Raw genomic sequence first — 14,888 nt, 5'->3', positions numbered from 1 at the left:
GTTCCCTTCAGATTCGCAAAAGATTGCTGGAGAATTTCACCAGGTTATTTTTGCCCGACTCCTAACGTCTGTCGAAGCCACGATGCTAAGATCTCTCATTTGTCGGATCGTGAACCAACAATGTCGCACTCATCCTGGGATTGCTGGTTCGTAAATAATATGTTTGAATGTTTGAAATTAACAATCGTTTGATTTTATTTCTAGGGCACTTTAACGGTTGCAGTTTAACGACAACATCGCGAGACGAGCGATTCGTGGACTGACTCTCAGGTTCCAGGAGGGCCTCATGAGCACGTTTGCTGCCGCTGATCAGTCGGCTGCAACATCTCCGCGTTCAGTATCGACATTGAGCCTGATCGGCGGAGCTTGGGTCGAGGGGCGAGGAGAGACGAGTCGGGATATCTACAATCCGGCGGATAAGGCCGAGTTGCTGGCTCCCGTGCGCGAAGCCGCCCCAGAGCAGGTGGACGAGGCCTGCGAGGCTGCCGCACGGGCCTTCCCCGGCTGGCGTGCCACGCCGGCGCCCGATCGGGCTCACGTCTTGTTCAAGTTCCGAGAACTCCTGGAGAAGAACTTCTCGGACGTCGCCCACAGCATCGTCCGCGAGAACGGCAAGCTGTTGAGCGAGGCCCGCGGCTCGCTCCGGCGCGGGCTGGACGTCGTCGACTTCGCGTGCGGGATTCCCTCGCAGATGATGGGACAGACTCTGACCGACGTTTCGAGGGACGTCGACTGCCTCACCTTTCGCGAGCCCATGGGCGTGGTGGTCGGCATTCCGCCTTTCAATTTCCCCGCCTTGATTCCGCTGTGGATGATGTCGGTCGCCGTCGCCTGCGGAAATACGTTCATCCTCAAGCCTGCTGAGAAGGCCCCGCTGACCGGGACGCGACTCATCGAGATGTTCGCCGAGGCCGGCTTGCCGACCGGAGTCGTGGGAGTGGTGCAGGGGAGCAAGGATGTCAGCGAACGGCTCATCGCCAATCCGCATGTCCAGGCGATCTCCTTCGTCGGCACGTCTGCCGTCGCAGACTCCGTCTACAGCGTTGCGGCGGCCCACGGCAAGCGTATCCAGGCGCACGGCGGGGCGAAGAACCATCTGCTGATCTTGCCCGATGCCGATCTCGAGCGGGTCGTGCCCGACCTGATCGGAGCGTGCTTCGGCTCCGCGGGACAGCGATGTCTCGCCGGGAGTGTGCTGGTTGTGGTCGGTGATCGAGTCCGACAGGACGCCGTCGTCGACGCCTTCGTCCACGCCGCGGGAGGACTCAAGTTGGGGGACGGCCTGGACGACACCGCGACGCTCTGTCCCGTGGTGAACGCGGGAGAGGAAAGGCGGATCCGTGCCGCCATCGAGCGCGGGGTGGCGGAAGGGGCTCGGCTTCGACTCGACGGCCGTTCCCAAACCGCACCCCGGAGGCCGCGAGGTTGTTTCATCGGGCCGACGGTCTTCGACGACGTGGCTCCGGAAATGTTCGTCGGCCGGGAAGAGATTTTTGGACCCGTGGTGAGTCTGATGCGTGCCCCGGACCTTGATGCGGCGATCACGTTGGCGAATCGCAGCCGGTACGGCAACACCGCCGCCCTGTTCACTCAATCCGGGGCAGCGGCCCGCATTTTTCGCGAACGGATCCAGGCCGGGATGGTCGGGATCAATGTCGGCGTGCCGGCGCCGATGGGGTTCTTCCCGTTCGGTGGATGGAAGAATTCGATTTATGGATATCTCAATACGCAGGGAGCCGATGCCGTTGCTTTCTACACGCGAAAGAAAGTGATCACGGAACGCTGGTTCGGTTCCGAGGCGCCGAAAGAGGGATGGATTTGATCGAACAAACCGAAGGAGTCCTTGCCGGGATTCTCCCAACGAGGACCAAGTCGGACCGATTCGGGGCGAGATGCGGGCGCCGGTGCCGACCGAAAGTGCGTTCGCTCGGCCGCTCAATCGTCGGAGGCGCGATCACCAGACTCGGTGGATAGGATAGTGCTCGAGTTCGTTGAGGGAACTCCGCCGTTTCACGTTCGCCGTCCCCAGGTAGTGGCGGTCGAGGTGGCCGAAGTCCAGGATGGTGCCCGAGTCCCAAACGAGAGAGCGAGACTTGGCGTTGTATGCGAAGAGGGCGAGCTTGACCACGGCGTCTTGACGGTTCTTGCGAACCAAGGCTCCGGTATTCAGGCCGCTCGACGCGGACGGCAGCAACGTGGGCGCTACCAAGGACGGAACGGTGATCTGACAGTCCACCTCGTCAGTCCCGTAAGCCCCGACCGCCGCCTCGACGATGGTTTGGGCCTCCTTCTTCTCGCTTTCCAGGAGTAGGCCCTGCTTGGCCATCTCCCTGCGAAGGCTGAAAATGATCCAACCGGAATCCGTCGCGTTGAGCTGCGAGGTGTCGAGGAAGACGCGTTGTCCGGCAAGGGGACGAAAATCGAGGCATGCAATGGCCCGGTCGAACGTCCCGGTCATCAGGAGCTGCTCGGCGCCGGCGCGTGAAGATCCCGTCATCTTGACGGCGACGTTCGTACAGCCGCTCAACGCCGTGGTCAGACCGAGCACGATCATGCCCGTCGTCCGAGCCATGGCCAACCCCTCCATGCCGTCCCGTTGATTCTCCGAACCGTTCCATTTATCGGCAGAACCGGCAGTCTAGGATCAATCCGATCGCCGGAGACGAAGCCTGTCCTTTTCGGTTCAGGACCGATGATAAGTGTCGCCGCTTGATGGTTGAGTGTAAGTTGTTTAAATAATTTTATGTATTTAATTGTAAGAATCTGTCGCGTCGTGGGGTGGTCGATCGCGGTGCGTATCAGTAAATGGTATTGAATTGTTGCGTTGTTAGGGGCGTCGGCGTCGGGAACGTACGCGATTGATGAAGAAGAACTCATGGATTGTCTTCGTGGGATCATGTTGTGTCCCCTATTCATCCTGGCGGCGATCCTTCCGCTCCGCTATCGTGGTCCATGACGATCCGACCGATCCGGGCATCAGGGGCGCGTGGGGTCAAGGGGTCGACCGGGAGCACCGCGATGAATGTGGCCGATCTTCTGAAGGAGGCCGCGGGGGACCGCGCGTCTCACACCGCGTTCCTGTTCGAAGGCCGGGCCTGGAGTTATACCGAGCTCGACCGCGTCACGGACCGCTGCGCGAATGCGTTCGTAGGGCTTGGCGTGCGCGAGGGGGAGGTTGTCGCGATTTTCCTGGAGAGCGGCCCCGAGTTGTTGACCGCGTACCTGGGCGCGTTGAAATGCGGCGCCGTGCCGAACGTCGTGAACGCGATGCTCAAGCCCGAGGAGGTCCGCAACGTCGTCGCCGACTCCGAGGCTCGGCTGCTCGTCACCGATCCGGCCCGTTGGGACGAGATTGCGGCGGTTCGAAGCGAGCTCGGCACGCAGGCCGTGCTCATGACGGGCGACGACATTCCGCCGCCGGGGACGTCCTCGTTCGCGAGGGCCCTGGACGAGGCTTCCGACGCGTTCGATGTCGTCGACACCCCGCCCGAGGCCCTCGCCAACTTGCTCTATACCTCCGGGACGACGGGGCGGCCGAAGGGGGTCATGCTCTCGCACAGTAATGTGCTCGACAATGCCCGGCAGTTCTCGAGGATCCACTATGGGCCCGACGATCGACTCCTGATCGCGGCCCCGCTGTTCCACTGCTGGGGATTGATCAATGGGGTCCTCGGGACGTTCGCGGCCCGAGGGACCGCGATCGTCGTCAGGCGTTATCGCACCGAACCCATGCTCGACCTGATCGAGGAGGTCCGCCCGACTATTTTCATGGGCGTCCCCACGATGATCAACTACATGTCGAAGTCTCCGACGATCGCTCGGCGCGACACCTCGAGCCTGAATTCCGTGCTCTGCGCCGCCGCACCGATGCCTCTGGAGTTGATCGACGTCCTGCGGAACCACTGGAAGGTCGGGTACGCCGAGTCTTACGGCCTGACCGAGACCAGTCCCGTGATCACGACCACGCACCACACCGAGACGAAACCCGGCTCGTGCGGCAAGGCGATGGGCGACACCGTGCTCAAGGTGACCGACCTCGAAGGGAACACGCTCCCCTGCGGCGAGGCCGGGGAGCTCTGGGCCTGGGGCACGGCGATTTCGGGGGGCTACTACCGGCGCCCGGACGCAACCCAGGCCGTATTCACGGAGGACGGCTGGTTCCGGACCGGCGACATCGCGAAAATCGATGAATGCGGATACGTGGCGATCGTCGACCGCCTCAAGGACATGATCAACGTGGGGGGCATGAAGGTCTGTCCGCGCGACGTCGAGGAGGTCCTCCACCGCCATCCCGCGATCGCCGACGCCGTCGTCCTCGGCACGCCCGACGCGGATCGCGGTGAGGTGGTCAAGGCGTTCATCGCTCTCAAAGACGGACAGAGCCTGACCCCGGACGCTGCCCTCGAGTTCCTCAAGCCGAGCCTGGCTGCCTACAAACTGCCCCGGAGCTTCGAGTTCGTGGACGCCATCCCCCGGAGCCCCTCGGGCAAGGCGCTCCGGCGACTACTCCGTTGATCGGACGAGGATGATTCGCCCGCAACGAATCTCTTCAACGTCGAGTCGTCCTCCCTCGCTTGCCCCGGGCCAGGCTCGGGGCCGGGAGGATGGGGAGGCCCACGACGAACCGACGCAGGTGGCCGAGCCCGGCGTTGTCGCGCTCCCAGGTCTCGACCCATCGGTCCCAGGGGATCGTGACGTCCTGGAACGAGACCAACGTGGGCCCGGATGTCCGCCCGCCGTGAGAAGACGCCGGTAAGTCGCCGTCGCCTCGGGCGGGCTCGCGGATCCACTCGATCCCGCTCAGGGTGTCGAGGCCGACGACCGCGACCAGGACCGCCCGGCGCTGGGCGTCGGTGACGCCCGGCAGCCAGCCGGCCTCGACGACCGTCGCGACTAGCTGGCCCGAGCGTTCCTCGAAGATGATCCGGAGACTTCGGTCGTGTCCCGGGATCGAGAACGAGAGGGCGATCCGATTGGTCGAGACCGTCGGGTGCCCCGCCTCGATCCCGAGCGGCCCGAGGATCCGGCTCCGGTGCACAAGCGCGAGGAAGTCGCGCTCGACGAACCGTTCGAGCGCGTGCGTAACGTGGTGGAGAGCTTCCAGTTGCTTCAGGACCGCCCTTTCGCCTCGCCCCTCCCGAAGTCGGCGCCGCTCGCTCTTGCGGAGTTTGGCGAAGAGTTTGGGCAGGGTCCCCGAGTGGAACCCTGGGCGAAGCAGCCGGCCAACCGTCTCGCCGTGAGTCCCCACAATCAATTTCCCGAGGAATTCGTGCCGGTTCGCCTCGTAGAGCCGCCAGTTGGCCTTGAGTTCCCAAACGAGGAAGCCGAAGACGCCGGGGAAGAGCAGGACCGTCGGCCACGCGACGAACTCGGCGACGACCCGGCCGAAGGGGAGCAGTGGAGCCGCGAAGATTCGCGCCAGGTGCGGCGAGAAGGGTAGGATGACCTTGTGGGAGACCGTCACCACGGGAAAATGCTTGATCGGGTTGACTTGCGGCTCAATCAGGAGATTGACATAGATCCGCACGAGGTAGGCGATGCACGACCAGATTGCACCGAGGAAGACCTTCACGGCGAGGGTTAGGCGCGTCTGCCCTTTTCGGAAACGGAGCCATTCGTCGCCCGCGTAGAGGAGCCGGTCGACCGACTCCAGGATGGCGTCGAAGGTCGCCATCACGAGGCGGAAGAGGCCCGGGATCAGGTCCTGGAAGAGCTGCCGCCAGGTGCGGACGGCCTCGTCGACGAGGATCTCCTCGACGATCTGCCCGGTCCGGGAGTTGATCAGCAGGTTGGTCGCGAGCAGGGTCAGCCCGCCGACGGCGAGCGCGAGAATGTCGCGGGCCCCGAGGGCCTCGGCCAGGAGGGCCGCGGGGACCGCGACGACCGAAGGCTTGATCGCATACTGCCACGCGATCGTCGCCACGCGCCCGGTGAAAACGAGTCGGAACAGGGGCCGCTGGAGCAGCCACGCGATCGTGTCGAACAGGATCAGTCGCACGATCCGGCCCATCGCGCGCATCGCGATCAGGAACCGGTGGCGAAAGCTCAGGAAATTGACGGCCCCCAGGGCGACGGTCCCGAGGAGCAGGAGCGATGTCGTGTTGCGGATCTGGACGTGACCGCCACCCGCCAGGTGCATGACCAGCTCCGAGAGGTGCTGGAGCCCCTCGAGCACGACGAACGCTCCGCCATACGGCAACGCCACGAATAGGGAGAGGAACCGTCCCCAAGGGGTGCCGAACGCCAGTGAGCTGGCCCGTTGTAAAGCCCGGAGATAGACCTCGCCCCGGCGATAGACTCCGTCGAGTACGAGGGCCAATTCGCGATCGACCTGGAGGAGTCGATCGCCTCGCAGGAACTCGCGAGGGCCGGAGAGGTCGGGAAGTTTCAGGTCGCTCCGAGAGAATGCGTCGCGGAGGTCTCCGATCGAGAGGTAGCCACGCCCTGCGATCCGGTCGAGCAGCTCGTCGATGAGCTTCTCGTAGGCCACGACCTCGGGGAGGTTCGTCGGGCGGACGCCCTTCGACGTCAGTGTCGCGTCGATCGGCCCTCGGAGTCGTTCGCGGAGGGTCCGCTCCCCGCGCTCGACGGCGGTCCGGAGGAGAACGTCGAGACGGCCGAGGTCCTTGCCGGTGACTCGCACCGAGCGAATCCGCCCCGCGGCGACGCGGAGATGGTTCGCCCCCATCGCCTCACGGAGGTAGGGCTGGACGCGCCGAATCGGCCGACGGAAGCCCGAGAAGAGCCAGCCCACGAGGTCGATCCGGAAGACTTCACGTTCGTGGTCGACGCAGACCTTCTGGAGGTCGTAGAGGAGCCTCGCCTCGGGGGTCCAGAATCCTTTCGAGGCGCGGTCGAGGAGTTGGGAGAGGGTCTTCGACCACGCCTCGGCCTCGCCATCGTCGAAGTCGAGGGCCTGCTGGAGCCTGTGGACCAGCTTGTCGAGTTCCTCGCCCGCCCTGGAAAGAAAGGCGCCGGCGAGATGAGGCGGCGAGCAACGAGCGGCCTGGGTCCGCAAGATCGCCGCGCGGACGAGATTCCCTCGTTCGGCGGCGGCCGAGGCCTTGCGGATCAGCCGCCTCGGTGCACGATCGACGGCCTCCTCGGCGGCGGCGACGAAACTCGTCGACTGCGGCTCGAGGTCCGTCGCGTCGAGATTCAGGGAGATGGCCCCAAGGCCCAGGTCGGGGGCACCGGCGAGTCGGGTCGATGCGAGGAGCGCTAAATCGTCCACGTCGACACGCAGCAGGGCGTCGATCACGGCCGGGTCGCCGAGTCCTGGGAACGTGTGCGGGAGGAGGCTGGGGGTGAAGTGGCGGAGCTCGAGGTAGTGCGCCGCGAACTCGTTGTAGACCGTCAGGTCGTCCGCCGGGGGGAGCAGCAACCCCTCCTGCTTCAGGACGGAGCGGATTTCGAGGAACTCCATCGGCCCTATCGCCGCGACACGTTCGCGAATCTCGGCGTCGACGTCCTTCCAACTCGAGAGCGTCTCCTCGAGGGCGGCATGGACCCGGGCGTGGAAGAGCAACCGCCAGTAGTCGGTCAGGGCGACTTGTCGAGGAGTACGCGCCAGCTCTTCAGGAAGCGGCCGGGCGACGAGGATCACCTTCGAGGGCATCGGGCCTGGGGTCGTGATCTCCAGCTCCGACGGGTCGACGATCGTCCCCAAAGTCTCGCCGGAGATCGTGTAAACCAACCGGTGGGGGACCTGGAGCCCGTATGCGTTCAGGCCTCGGTCTCGCTTGATCACCCGACGGAGGATCCGGTGCGGGACGACCCAGGCCGACGGCTCGGCGTCGCGCACGGCTCTCTCGACCTCGGCGACCTCGAGCGAGCGTTCACCTGGGTCGAGCATGGCGATTCGAGGCTCCCCTACATAGCAACAAAGAATCGGCTCTTCACCCCTTGAGGACGTTCGGGACGGGAGGCTTCCCGAGACGTTCCATCGGGGCATGGGACTTCGGCGTCCCCCAGGCTACGGCGACTGTCATGCTAACCGGATCGGCTATCTAAGGTACACCCGAGTGCTCGACCTTGCGGCCGAACCCGACCACGAAGTCCTCGGACTGCGATCAGGCTTGGCCGTGACGGAGACCGGGCTCGTCCCGACTCGCCCGACCGTCGGGACATGACTCATCGCCAAGGCCCTTGGCTTTGGGATGATCGTTCCCAGCGAATCTCCTTCGCTTTTTTTCACCGACGTCGTCGCCAAGGCGCAGGTTGGAGGTACGATACTAACACGGGAGCGACTTCCGGCGACTCTTCCGGGGGCATTCAAGGCACCCCGCCCGGTCAAAGGACTCGGAGGCGGGATTTCGGCTCCGACTCCAAAGGTCAGAGGACAGCCATCGATCATGGCTTCGCATGGTGGAGACCAAAACGATCAGATTCCGCCGGCAGGCGAGTCCTTGAATCCGACCACAACGCCTCTCGTCGAGCGGAGGCGTCGACCCAGGCGGACGATCGGGACGACTGCGGGGGCGAGGAATCATAGTCCGTATACCGCCATTGCCGCTCGGCTGTATCACGAGGCCGAGCTCCTTTTCGGCCATAAGCGCTATGTCGAGTCGGAAGCCAAGGTCATCCAACTCCTCCACCTCCAGGAGCGAGTGATCGGTCGGAGGCATCCCGATTACGCACTCGCCCTGAGCATGCTGGGGGAGATCCGTCTGATCCGCAGCGACTTCACCGCGGCGGAACGGATGCTCCGCGAGGCGCTCGACATTCGTCGAGAGAGTCAGGGGGAATCCCACCCCGACTTCGCGAACGTGCTCGGCTGCCTGAGTCGGTTGTATTGGAGACGCGGGCCTCGCGAGCAAGCCGAACCCTACCTCGATCGCGCGTTGAAGGTTCGGATCGATGCGCTCGGTGCCCGACACCCCGAGACGGTCCGGAACCGTCGCGAGCTCGCCGGGCTCCGGCGCCGGCTCGGCAACTGGGAGGGGGCCCGCGTCCTCGACGGGCTTAGCGGGGAGCCGAAAGCCTGGCAACCCTTCCCGGGCTCAACGGCCGGCAGCGATCTCGCGAATTCGGTCGTCGACCTCGCGAATGCATTGAAGGCCCTGGGCGAGCGACTGTCGAAAGCCGCCCCCAAGCTCGCCGATGCCGGTGTTCCGATCTCGGACGAACAAATCGGAGAGGTCCTCTCCCGGCATCGGGATTTTACCCTCCTTCGGGAAAAGGCCCGACAGGTCGCCGAATCGAGACGGATCCCGAGGCCTGCCCCCGATTCGCTCCCGACACTGCTCGAGATCGCGACCCTGGTGGACGAGATCGTCGAGCGGGAAAGTCGCTGGGAGGAATGCGAGGAGAGCCGACGACGGGCGCTGGAGATCCTCGATCAAATCCTCGCCCTCGAGCACGGCGATGGCCACGAATTCGCCCCCCTGATCGAGGCGAGGGCCTGGGCCGTCGATCTCCGTGAGTCGATCTCGGAGGCCTCCTGGGATCAACTCCCGGCCCAGACGCCGACGCTCATGTCGGGGGAGCACGCGTTCGTGCATCTCCTGGCGATGGTGAATGATCATCAGACCTTGAGCGACCGGAAATGGGCGGACCACTTCGAGTCGGTCCGCGAGACCTTCTCGCAAGCCATGGCCCGTGCGGCCGCCCAGGGACGACTGGTCGAGCGCCCCGAACGGAGCAACTCCTCGCGGGCGCAGACGCCCACTCCGACTCCTCCATGGGCAGAGCTCGCCAACGGATCGGCCGCTCGGGCCGCCGATCGGGGCACTTCGGCGTCCTCGCCTACGATCGTCGGGGTGTCCTTGCAGGGAGCGGGGGAGAGTGCGCCGGGTCCGGGGAGCCAGGCCGAGACCGTGCCGACGGCGGTCGGGCCGCTCGCGAGCGACCTCGTGATGTCGAGCCTCGTCGAAGCGATGGGACGAACCGTCACCCTTCCGACTGATTCCGCGGCGGAGCCGAAACCCGAACGGATCGATCCCGAGAACGAGGGCGAACCGGAGATCACCCTGGCGTCCCCGAAGCCTCGCTTCGCGGAGAACGCTCGTCTGCTCAAAGGGCGGAGAGGAGTCGGCGAGCACCCGATCCTCCGAAGGATCGGGCCGGGCGTGATCGCGGGGCCGCTTCCCCTTGTCCAGGCGCACTCGACCGATGGCCCCGAGTCCCCCGTGTCGATTCGCAACGTCGTTCCCCCAAAGTTCAGGAAGCCGAAGGAAACCCCGCCCCCTCCTGCCCGAACCTCCGTCTCCCGGACGCGAGCCGAGATCGATTTCGGATTGCAGGACGCGGAAATGCCCCACCTCGACTGATCCTGGGCCAACCAAAAGCTCTCGGCACCCCGGGACTGAAGGAGACCTGCGTTGATCGCCCAGCTCGGACGTGCCCTGGTCATCGTGCTCTCGTTGTCCGCCGGACTGTTGATGTCCCCCGCCGCCCGAGGCGATGAACCGAATCCCGAGGCGGTGAAGCCGGCCCCGTCACGGGATCGCTTCCTGGTGATCCCGCTCCGCGTCCACATCCTCAAGGCGTCCAAACTGCCCGAAGTCGATTGCCACCTGACCGAGGCCGACATCTCTCGGATACTCGGCAAAGTGAACAGGGTCTGGCAGCAGGCGGAGGTCTTCTGGGGACTCGAGTCCCTCGTCAACGAGCCCGCGGCGCGTCAGGACTCGTTCAGGCTCGCCCTCTCCCTCAACGCCGAGGTCGACCTGGCCCTTTATCGCCTCCTGGTTCCCAAAGGGCCGACCCACGACCGCGGCATCGACGTCTACTTCCTCCACGAGCTTCCCGCCAACGGGGTTTGGATGGGGGAAGACTACGTGATCGTGAAAGAGACGGCCGAATTGAGGTCCGTCCCGGGAGGGATCGACGAGCCCATCCCTCGCGTGACCTCGCACGAGCTCGGCCATACCCTCGGGCTATCCCATCACGCTGACAAAAGCCATCTCCTCGCCTCGGGCACGACCGGGACCGTCCTCGGTCCGGACGAGGCCGAGGGCGCACGTCGCGAAGCGACCAAGACCCGAGGGGCCTGGACGGTCGACGAGTTGACCCTCCTCGCGACTAAAGCGGTCGAGGAACGTGATGCGGTCAAGGCTCGAAGATACTGGGGCTGGCTCGCGGCGATCCCCGGAGAGGGGGCCAACGAGGCCCGTCGGCAGCTCGAGCGGGTCGAAGCTGACGCCGCAAAATCACCTTGAGATGTAGCGAGTGCGAGTCGGAGGGCTGATCAGCAGGACGGAGTGATCAAGCGTGGGGGGACGAATGTCCGGACGCGTCGACTCCAGACTCGATCGGAGTAGCCTGCGATTCGTGCCCGGATCGGGCTCGGTTCAAGACCGGCGCGTTGGGAAACAGGTGGAGCGTCCAACGACCGAATCCCCAGTCGACGAAGCGTGGGGAGATCCGGTTGACGAGGAGTAGGAGCTTGCCCCCGAGGGTCAACGTCAGCTCATTCTTGCCCCGAAGGACCGCCCGCAGGGCCGCCTCGGCAACCTTGTCCGGCGTCATGATCCGGCGGTTGGAGACCGGATAGACGGCCGTGTCGACGACGAGGTTGCGCTCGAACTCGGTATCCGTGAAGCCGGGATTGAGTAAGTGAACGTGGATCCCGAACTTCGCCCATTCGGCCCGGATCGAGTCGGTGAATCCGGCGACGGCGTGCTTGCTCGCGCTGTATTCGGGGCGACCGGGGAGGGAACGTCGCGCGACGATCGATCCGAGATTGACGAGGGCCGGTTGTTCCCCGAGCCTCAAGAGGGGGAGGACCTCGCGCGTGACCTCGGCGAGGGCGAAAACGTTGATCTCGAAGACCTTCCGCAAGACGTCCGGGTCGTGCGTTTCGAAATGTCCCGTCGCCCCGACCCCTGCGCTATTGATGGCGAGGTCGATTGCGCCGAGGCGTTGCCTGGCCGTCTCGACGAGGCGATGACGATCCTCGGGTACGGTCAAATCGGCCGCGACCGTGATGACTTGATCGGCGGAAGCCCCTGCCGAGAGGAGCCCGTTTGCCACCTGTTCCAGTCGTTCGTGCGAACGGCCGGTCAGGACCACTCGTGCACCTTCGCGGACGAGCGCCTCGGCTAGGGCTCGGCCCAGGCCGGAGGACGCGCCGGTGACGAGGCAGCGAGCGTCCTTCCACGTTCGTCGGCGTCGTGTCATGGCTCGCTCTCGATCGCGTCGACTAGGCCTGGCTTAGCGGGAGGCCGAGTCGTCCTCGAGGGCTCCCTCGACGGTCGTCGTGGCCACGCTGTCCACCTCGGAGCCGCGTGATCGCCAACGTCCCATCAAACTGCCTTTTGGCTCGCTGACCACGACCTGGGGCGGTCGGCTCCCCGAGACCACGGTCGCCGATTGGCCCGACTGCAGGACGGTCCCGCCCGTCTGGGGGATCGGGCACACCTCGCCGTTGGTCACCGCCGTGGTCGAAACGGTCGGGGGGCACGCGGAAGCCGCGGTGCCCGTGTAGTAGTAGTGGTGATGTGTGCAGCCCATCGAGCCGAATATGGTCCCGATGAGCACAGTCTCCAACACCCTGCGGACGTTTCCGGTGCGTTGCATTGCGGTACTCCTTGGCCGCGACCGGGATCTCGGTGACACGCCGAGCGGCGCAACCGGAACGGGCCTACGAAATCAAGGAATGGAGAGGGCGAGTCGGACCGAGGTGCCTCGTCGAGTCCCCTTCGAGGGTTGGTGACGCCAACCGTCAAGGGCGACGGCACATTATCCCAACTCGGCCTTTTCTCCAACCGCAATTTCTTCGACGGGATTCCCAATGTCGCGCGCCAGCCCGAGCCTGGCCTCGCGCTGGCATTCGAGCATCCGCTCGCGGATCAGGATCACGACGTCGTCCGTTGGTAACTTCGAGAGTTCCTCGGGCAGGATCGGTCGGCCGTAGTGGATCCGCACGGCATGGGGCCTGGGGAACGGACGTGACCGGGGCCATGCTTCGTAGGTCCCCGCCAGGGCCGACGGGATCACGGGTACGCGAGCCCTTGCCGCCAGGACGGCGATGCCCGACTTCAAGTCGGCGATCTCACCATCGCGACTTCGCGTCCCCTCGGGGAAGAGGACGACGATCCCCCCCTTCCGGACTCGCTTCAACGTTTCCTTGAGCCCTTGGGTTCCCATTCCCTCGCGCTGGATCGGGAACCCACCCACCGAGCGGATGAAGGTCCCGAGGGGAGGGAAGAAGAGCGTCGAACGCGCCATGTAGTTCAACGGTCGATGCAGGGGGATCCCCAGGATGAAGACATCGAGATGGCTGAGGTGATTGGAGACGAGGAGCGCCCCGCCGGACTTGGGCAGGTTCTCCCGCCCCGAGGCCCGGAGGCCTCCCGTCGCCGAGAGGAGCGTCGCGACGGACACCTGCACGATGCGATACCAGAGGAGTGCGAGGCGCGACCGATCCATGCCCTCGGGGCCGGGGGCTGATCCCTCTCCGTCTGTTACCTGGCTCGACTTTTTCACGCCCGACCTTTTTCCGACCGAGGAGGAGTTCGCTTCGTCAACATGTTGGAGTTGGAGCGGGGGCTGCCGGAGACCACCAGGCTTCAGGCCGAGAGTCCCGAATCCGCGGCTCGATGGGCGCGGACGTCGGCCTCGATCCACACGAGGACCTGATCGAGGTCCATCGTCGTGGTGTCGATCACATGGGCATCGTCGGCCGGCTTCATTGGCGCGATGGCCCGGGCTTCATCCCCCTCGTCTCGGACCCGGAGGTCGCGGAGCACGTCGTCCGGATTCAGGGCCTCGCCCTTGGACAGGAATTCGGCATGGCGACGCCGGGCCCGTTCCTCGAGGCTGGCGGTCAGGAAGTATTTCCGGAAGGCGGAGGGGAAGACGACGGTCCCCTGGTCGCGACCTTCGGCGACCACATCGTTCTCGGCCGCGAATTCGCGTTGCCACGCGACGAGCTGCCGACGCACACTCGGGCTGTCGGCGATGTGACGGGTCGTGCGGGTGACCTCGACGGTTCGAATCAACACGCTGACGTCCTCGCCGTCGAGCCGGACTTCCCCGGGAGGCAGTCGGATCGAGATTCGAGCGGCCAGGTTCCCGAGGGCTGCGTCGTCGTGCAGGTCGACACCCGCGCGGAGGGCCGCGAGTGTCGCGGCCCGGTACATCGCGCCGGTGTCGAGCAACCGCCACCCGAGTCGTTCGGCCAACCGGCGGGATACCGTGCTCTTGCCCGCCCCCGCCGGCCCATCAATCGTCACCACCCGACCCATCGCACCGCGACCTTTCCGTACACCCCAGGAGGCACCGAACCACCGATACCGGCGGACCAGTTTATCCGGGAAGTCGGGATTGGTCCAACAACCGCTCACATCGAGCCCCGACGGCAGTCGATTCGTCGACCGGAGCTCAGTGAGAACGCCGACCGGCCCGAGGAGCGGAGGCCGCGACCAGGGGCTGGCGACCGGCGACTCCCGCGTTGGTCTCGTGCCAGAACAGGACCTCGGGCTCGCCCAGACGCCAGCAGAGCAGCACTTCGCGGCCGTCCATCATCGAGTAGAAGTCGCAGAGCCCATCGGGTCCCTTGAATTCGACCCCGAGCTCGGTCAGCTCGTCGATGTAAGCGCCCAGGGCCTTCTCTTCGGCTCCCATCTCGGCCTGGCTCTGGGCCAGCTCTTCAGAATAGACGTCGCCCGACGCCCGGCCGCGGTCGCTCTTGACTGCGGAGAGGCGTTGCTTCAACTCACTGACGGTGTTCCACTGCCGGACGATGTCGGTCATGATCGCCCGGACCAGGGGGAGCGTCTTGTTCGCCTCTTCGACGCTGAAGTAGCGTCTCTTGACTTCAGCCGGCTTGGGAGGGGCCATGACAAGATCCTTGTGAAGATGAGGCCAATGGAACCCGGTAAGTGGGTCGGAAACTCGTCACAAGCGGACGGGCCGACGGCCCGACGGACGGCCCTTCACGG

The 14,888-nt window shown here is 65.1% G+C and carries 11 protein-coding genes; 4 read left to right on the top strand and 7 right to left on the bottom strand.

Annotated elements, in window-relative coordinates:
- Window positions 1-286: 286 nt before the first annotated feature.
- A complete protein-coding gene (locus ACYOEI_RS00485; protein ID WP_462847284.1) occupies window positions 287-1,822 on the top strand; it encodes a CoA-acylating methylmalonate-semialdehyde dehydrogenase in 1,536 nt (511 codons plus the stop codon).
- 132 nt (window positions 1,823-1,954) lie between these two features.
- On the opposite strand, the gene ACYOEI_RS00480 is transcribed toward ACYOEI_RS00485, so the two are convergent.
- Window positions 1,955-2,572, bottom strand: coding sequence for a DUF6655 family protein (locus ACYOEI_RS00480; protein WP_462847283.1), 618 nt, complete (start codon window positions 2,570-2,572; stop codon window positions 1,955-1,957).
- A 446-nt stretch (window positions 2,573-3,018) separates the two neighbouring features.
- On the opposite strand from ACYOEI_RS00480, the gene ACYOEI_RS00475 reads away from it, so the two are divergent.
- Window positions 3,019-4,515, top strand: a complete 1,497-nt coding sequence (locus ACYOEI_RS00475) for a class I adenylate-forming enzyme family protein (RefSeq protein ID WP_462847282.1) — start codon at window positions 3,019-3,021, stop codon at window positions 4,513-4,515.
- 34 nt (window positions 4,516-4,549) lie between these two features.
- Here ACYOEI_RS00475 and ACYOEI_RS00470 read toward each other — a convergent pair whose 3' ends face one another.
- Window positions 4,550-7,855, bottom strand: a complete 3,306-nt coding sequence (locus tag ACYOEI_RS00470; protein WP_462847281.1) for a hypothetical protein — start codon at window positions 7,853-7,855, stop codon at window positions 4,550-4,552.
- Between the two features lie 553 nt (window positions 7,856-8,408).
- Between ACYOEI_RS00470 and ACYOEI_RS00465 the strand changes: the two genes are divergently transcribed.
- Window positions 8,409-10,271: a tetratricopeptide repeat protein gene (locus ACYOEI_RS00465; protein WP_462847280.1), complete on the top strand. Its 1,863-nt coding sequence runs from the start codon at window positions 8,409-8,411 to the stop codon at window positions 10,269-10,271.
- A 51-nt stretch (window positions 10,272-10,322) separates the two neighbouring features.
- The gene (locus ACYOEI_RS00460) at window positions 10,323-11,162 is read left to right on the top strand and encodes a Matrixin (RefSeq protein WP_462847279.1); all 840 of its coding nucleotides are present in this window, start codon (window positions 10,323-10,325) and stop codon (window positions 11,160-11,162) included.
- Window positions 11,163-11,208: 46 nt separating this feature from the next.
- Here the strand turns inward: ACYOEI_RS00460 and ACYOEI_RS00455 are convergent, their stop codons facing one another.
- The 5 genes from ACYOEI_RS00455 to ACYOEI_RS00435 form a co-directional block, all read right to left on the bottom strand.
- Window positions 11,209-12,123 (bottom strand): SDR family NAD(P)-dependent oxidoreductase, encoded by a 915-nt coding sequence (locus ACYOEI_RS00455; protein ID WP_462847278.1) that lies wholly within the window; start codon window positions 12,121-12,123, stop codon window positions 11,209-11,211.
- A 33-nt stretch (window positions 12,124-12,156) separates the two neighbouring features.
- The gene (locus ACYOEI_RS00450) at window positions 12,157-12,522 is read right to left on the bottom strand and encodes a hypothetical protein (RefSeq protein ID WP_462847277.1); all 366 of its coding nucleotides are present in this window, start codon (window positions 12,520-12,522) and stop codon (window positions 12,157-12,159) included.
- Window positions 12,523-12,684: 162 nt separating this feature from the next.
- Window positions 12,685-13,374 carry a lysophospholipid acyltransferase family protein gene (locus tag ACYOEI_RS00445; protein ID WP_462847276.1) on the bottom strand — a complete coding sequence of 230 codons (690 nt, stop codon included), beginning with the start codon at window positions 13,372-13,374 and terminating at the stop codon, window positions 12,685-12,687.
- 140 nt (window positions 13,375-13,514) lie between these two features.
- Window positions 13,515-14,192 (bottom strand): (d)CMP kinase, encoded by a 678-nt coding sequence (gene cmk / locus ACYOEI_RS00440; protein ID WP_462847275.1) that lies wholly within the window; start codon window positions 14,190-14,192, stop codon window positions 13,515-13,517.
- A gap of 136 nt (window positions 14,193-14,328) precedes the next feature.
- Complete coding sequence (locus ACYOEI_RS00435) at window positions 14,329-14,787, bottom strand: DUF2203 domain-containing protein (RefSeq protein WP_462847274.1); 459 nt, start codon at window positions 14,785-14,787, stop codon at window positions 14,329-14,331.
- Window positions 14,788-14,888 lie beyond the last annotated feature (101 nt).

The sequence above is a fragment of the Singulisphaera rosea genome (assembly GCF_054877945.1).
Note: the sequence above shows the minus strand (reverse complement) of the source record. Positions and strands in the feature narration are given on the sequence as shown.

Bases quoted from the DNA above. Each gene is read 5' to 3' on its own strand.
- ACYOEI_RS00485 (WP_462847284.1), top strand. From the start codon at position 287: ATGAGCACGTTTGCTGCCGCTGATCAGTCGGCTGCAACATCTCCGCGT.
- ACYOEI_RS00480 (WP_462847283.1), bottom strand. From the start codon at position 2,572: ATGGCTCGGACGACGGGCATGATCGTGCTCGGTCTGACCACGGCGTTG.
- ACYOEI_RS00475 (WP_462847282.1), top strand. From the start codon at position 3,019: ATGAATGTGGCCGATCTTCTGAAGGAGGCCGCGGGGGACCGCGCGTCT.
- ACYOEI_RS00470 (WP_462847281.1), bottom strand. From the start codon at position 7,855: ATGCTCGACCCAGGTGAACGCTCGCTCGAGGTCGCCGAGGTCGAGAGA.
- ACYOEI_RS00455 (WP_462847278.1), bottom strand. From the start codon at position 12,123: ATGACACGACGCCGACGAACGTGGAAGGACGCTCGCTGCCTCGTCACC.
- ACYOEI_RS00450 (WP_462847277.1), bottom strand. From the start codon at position 12,522: ATGCAACGCACCGGAAACGTCCGCAGGGTGTTGGAGACTGTGCTCATC.
- ACYOEI_RS00445 (WP_462847276.1), bottom strand. From the start codon at position 13,374: ATGGATCGGTCGCGCCTCGCACTCCTCTGGTATCGCATCGTGCAGGTG.
- cmk (WP_462847275.1), bottom strand. From the start codon at position 14,192: ATGGGTCGGGTGGTGACGATTGATGGGCCGGCGGGGGCGGGCAAGAGC.
- ACYOEI_RS00435 (WP_462847274.1), bottom strand. From the start codon at position 14,787: ATGGCCCCTCCCAAGCCGGCTGAAGTCAAGAGACGCTACTTCAGCGTC.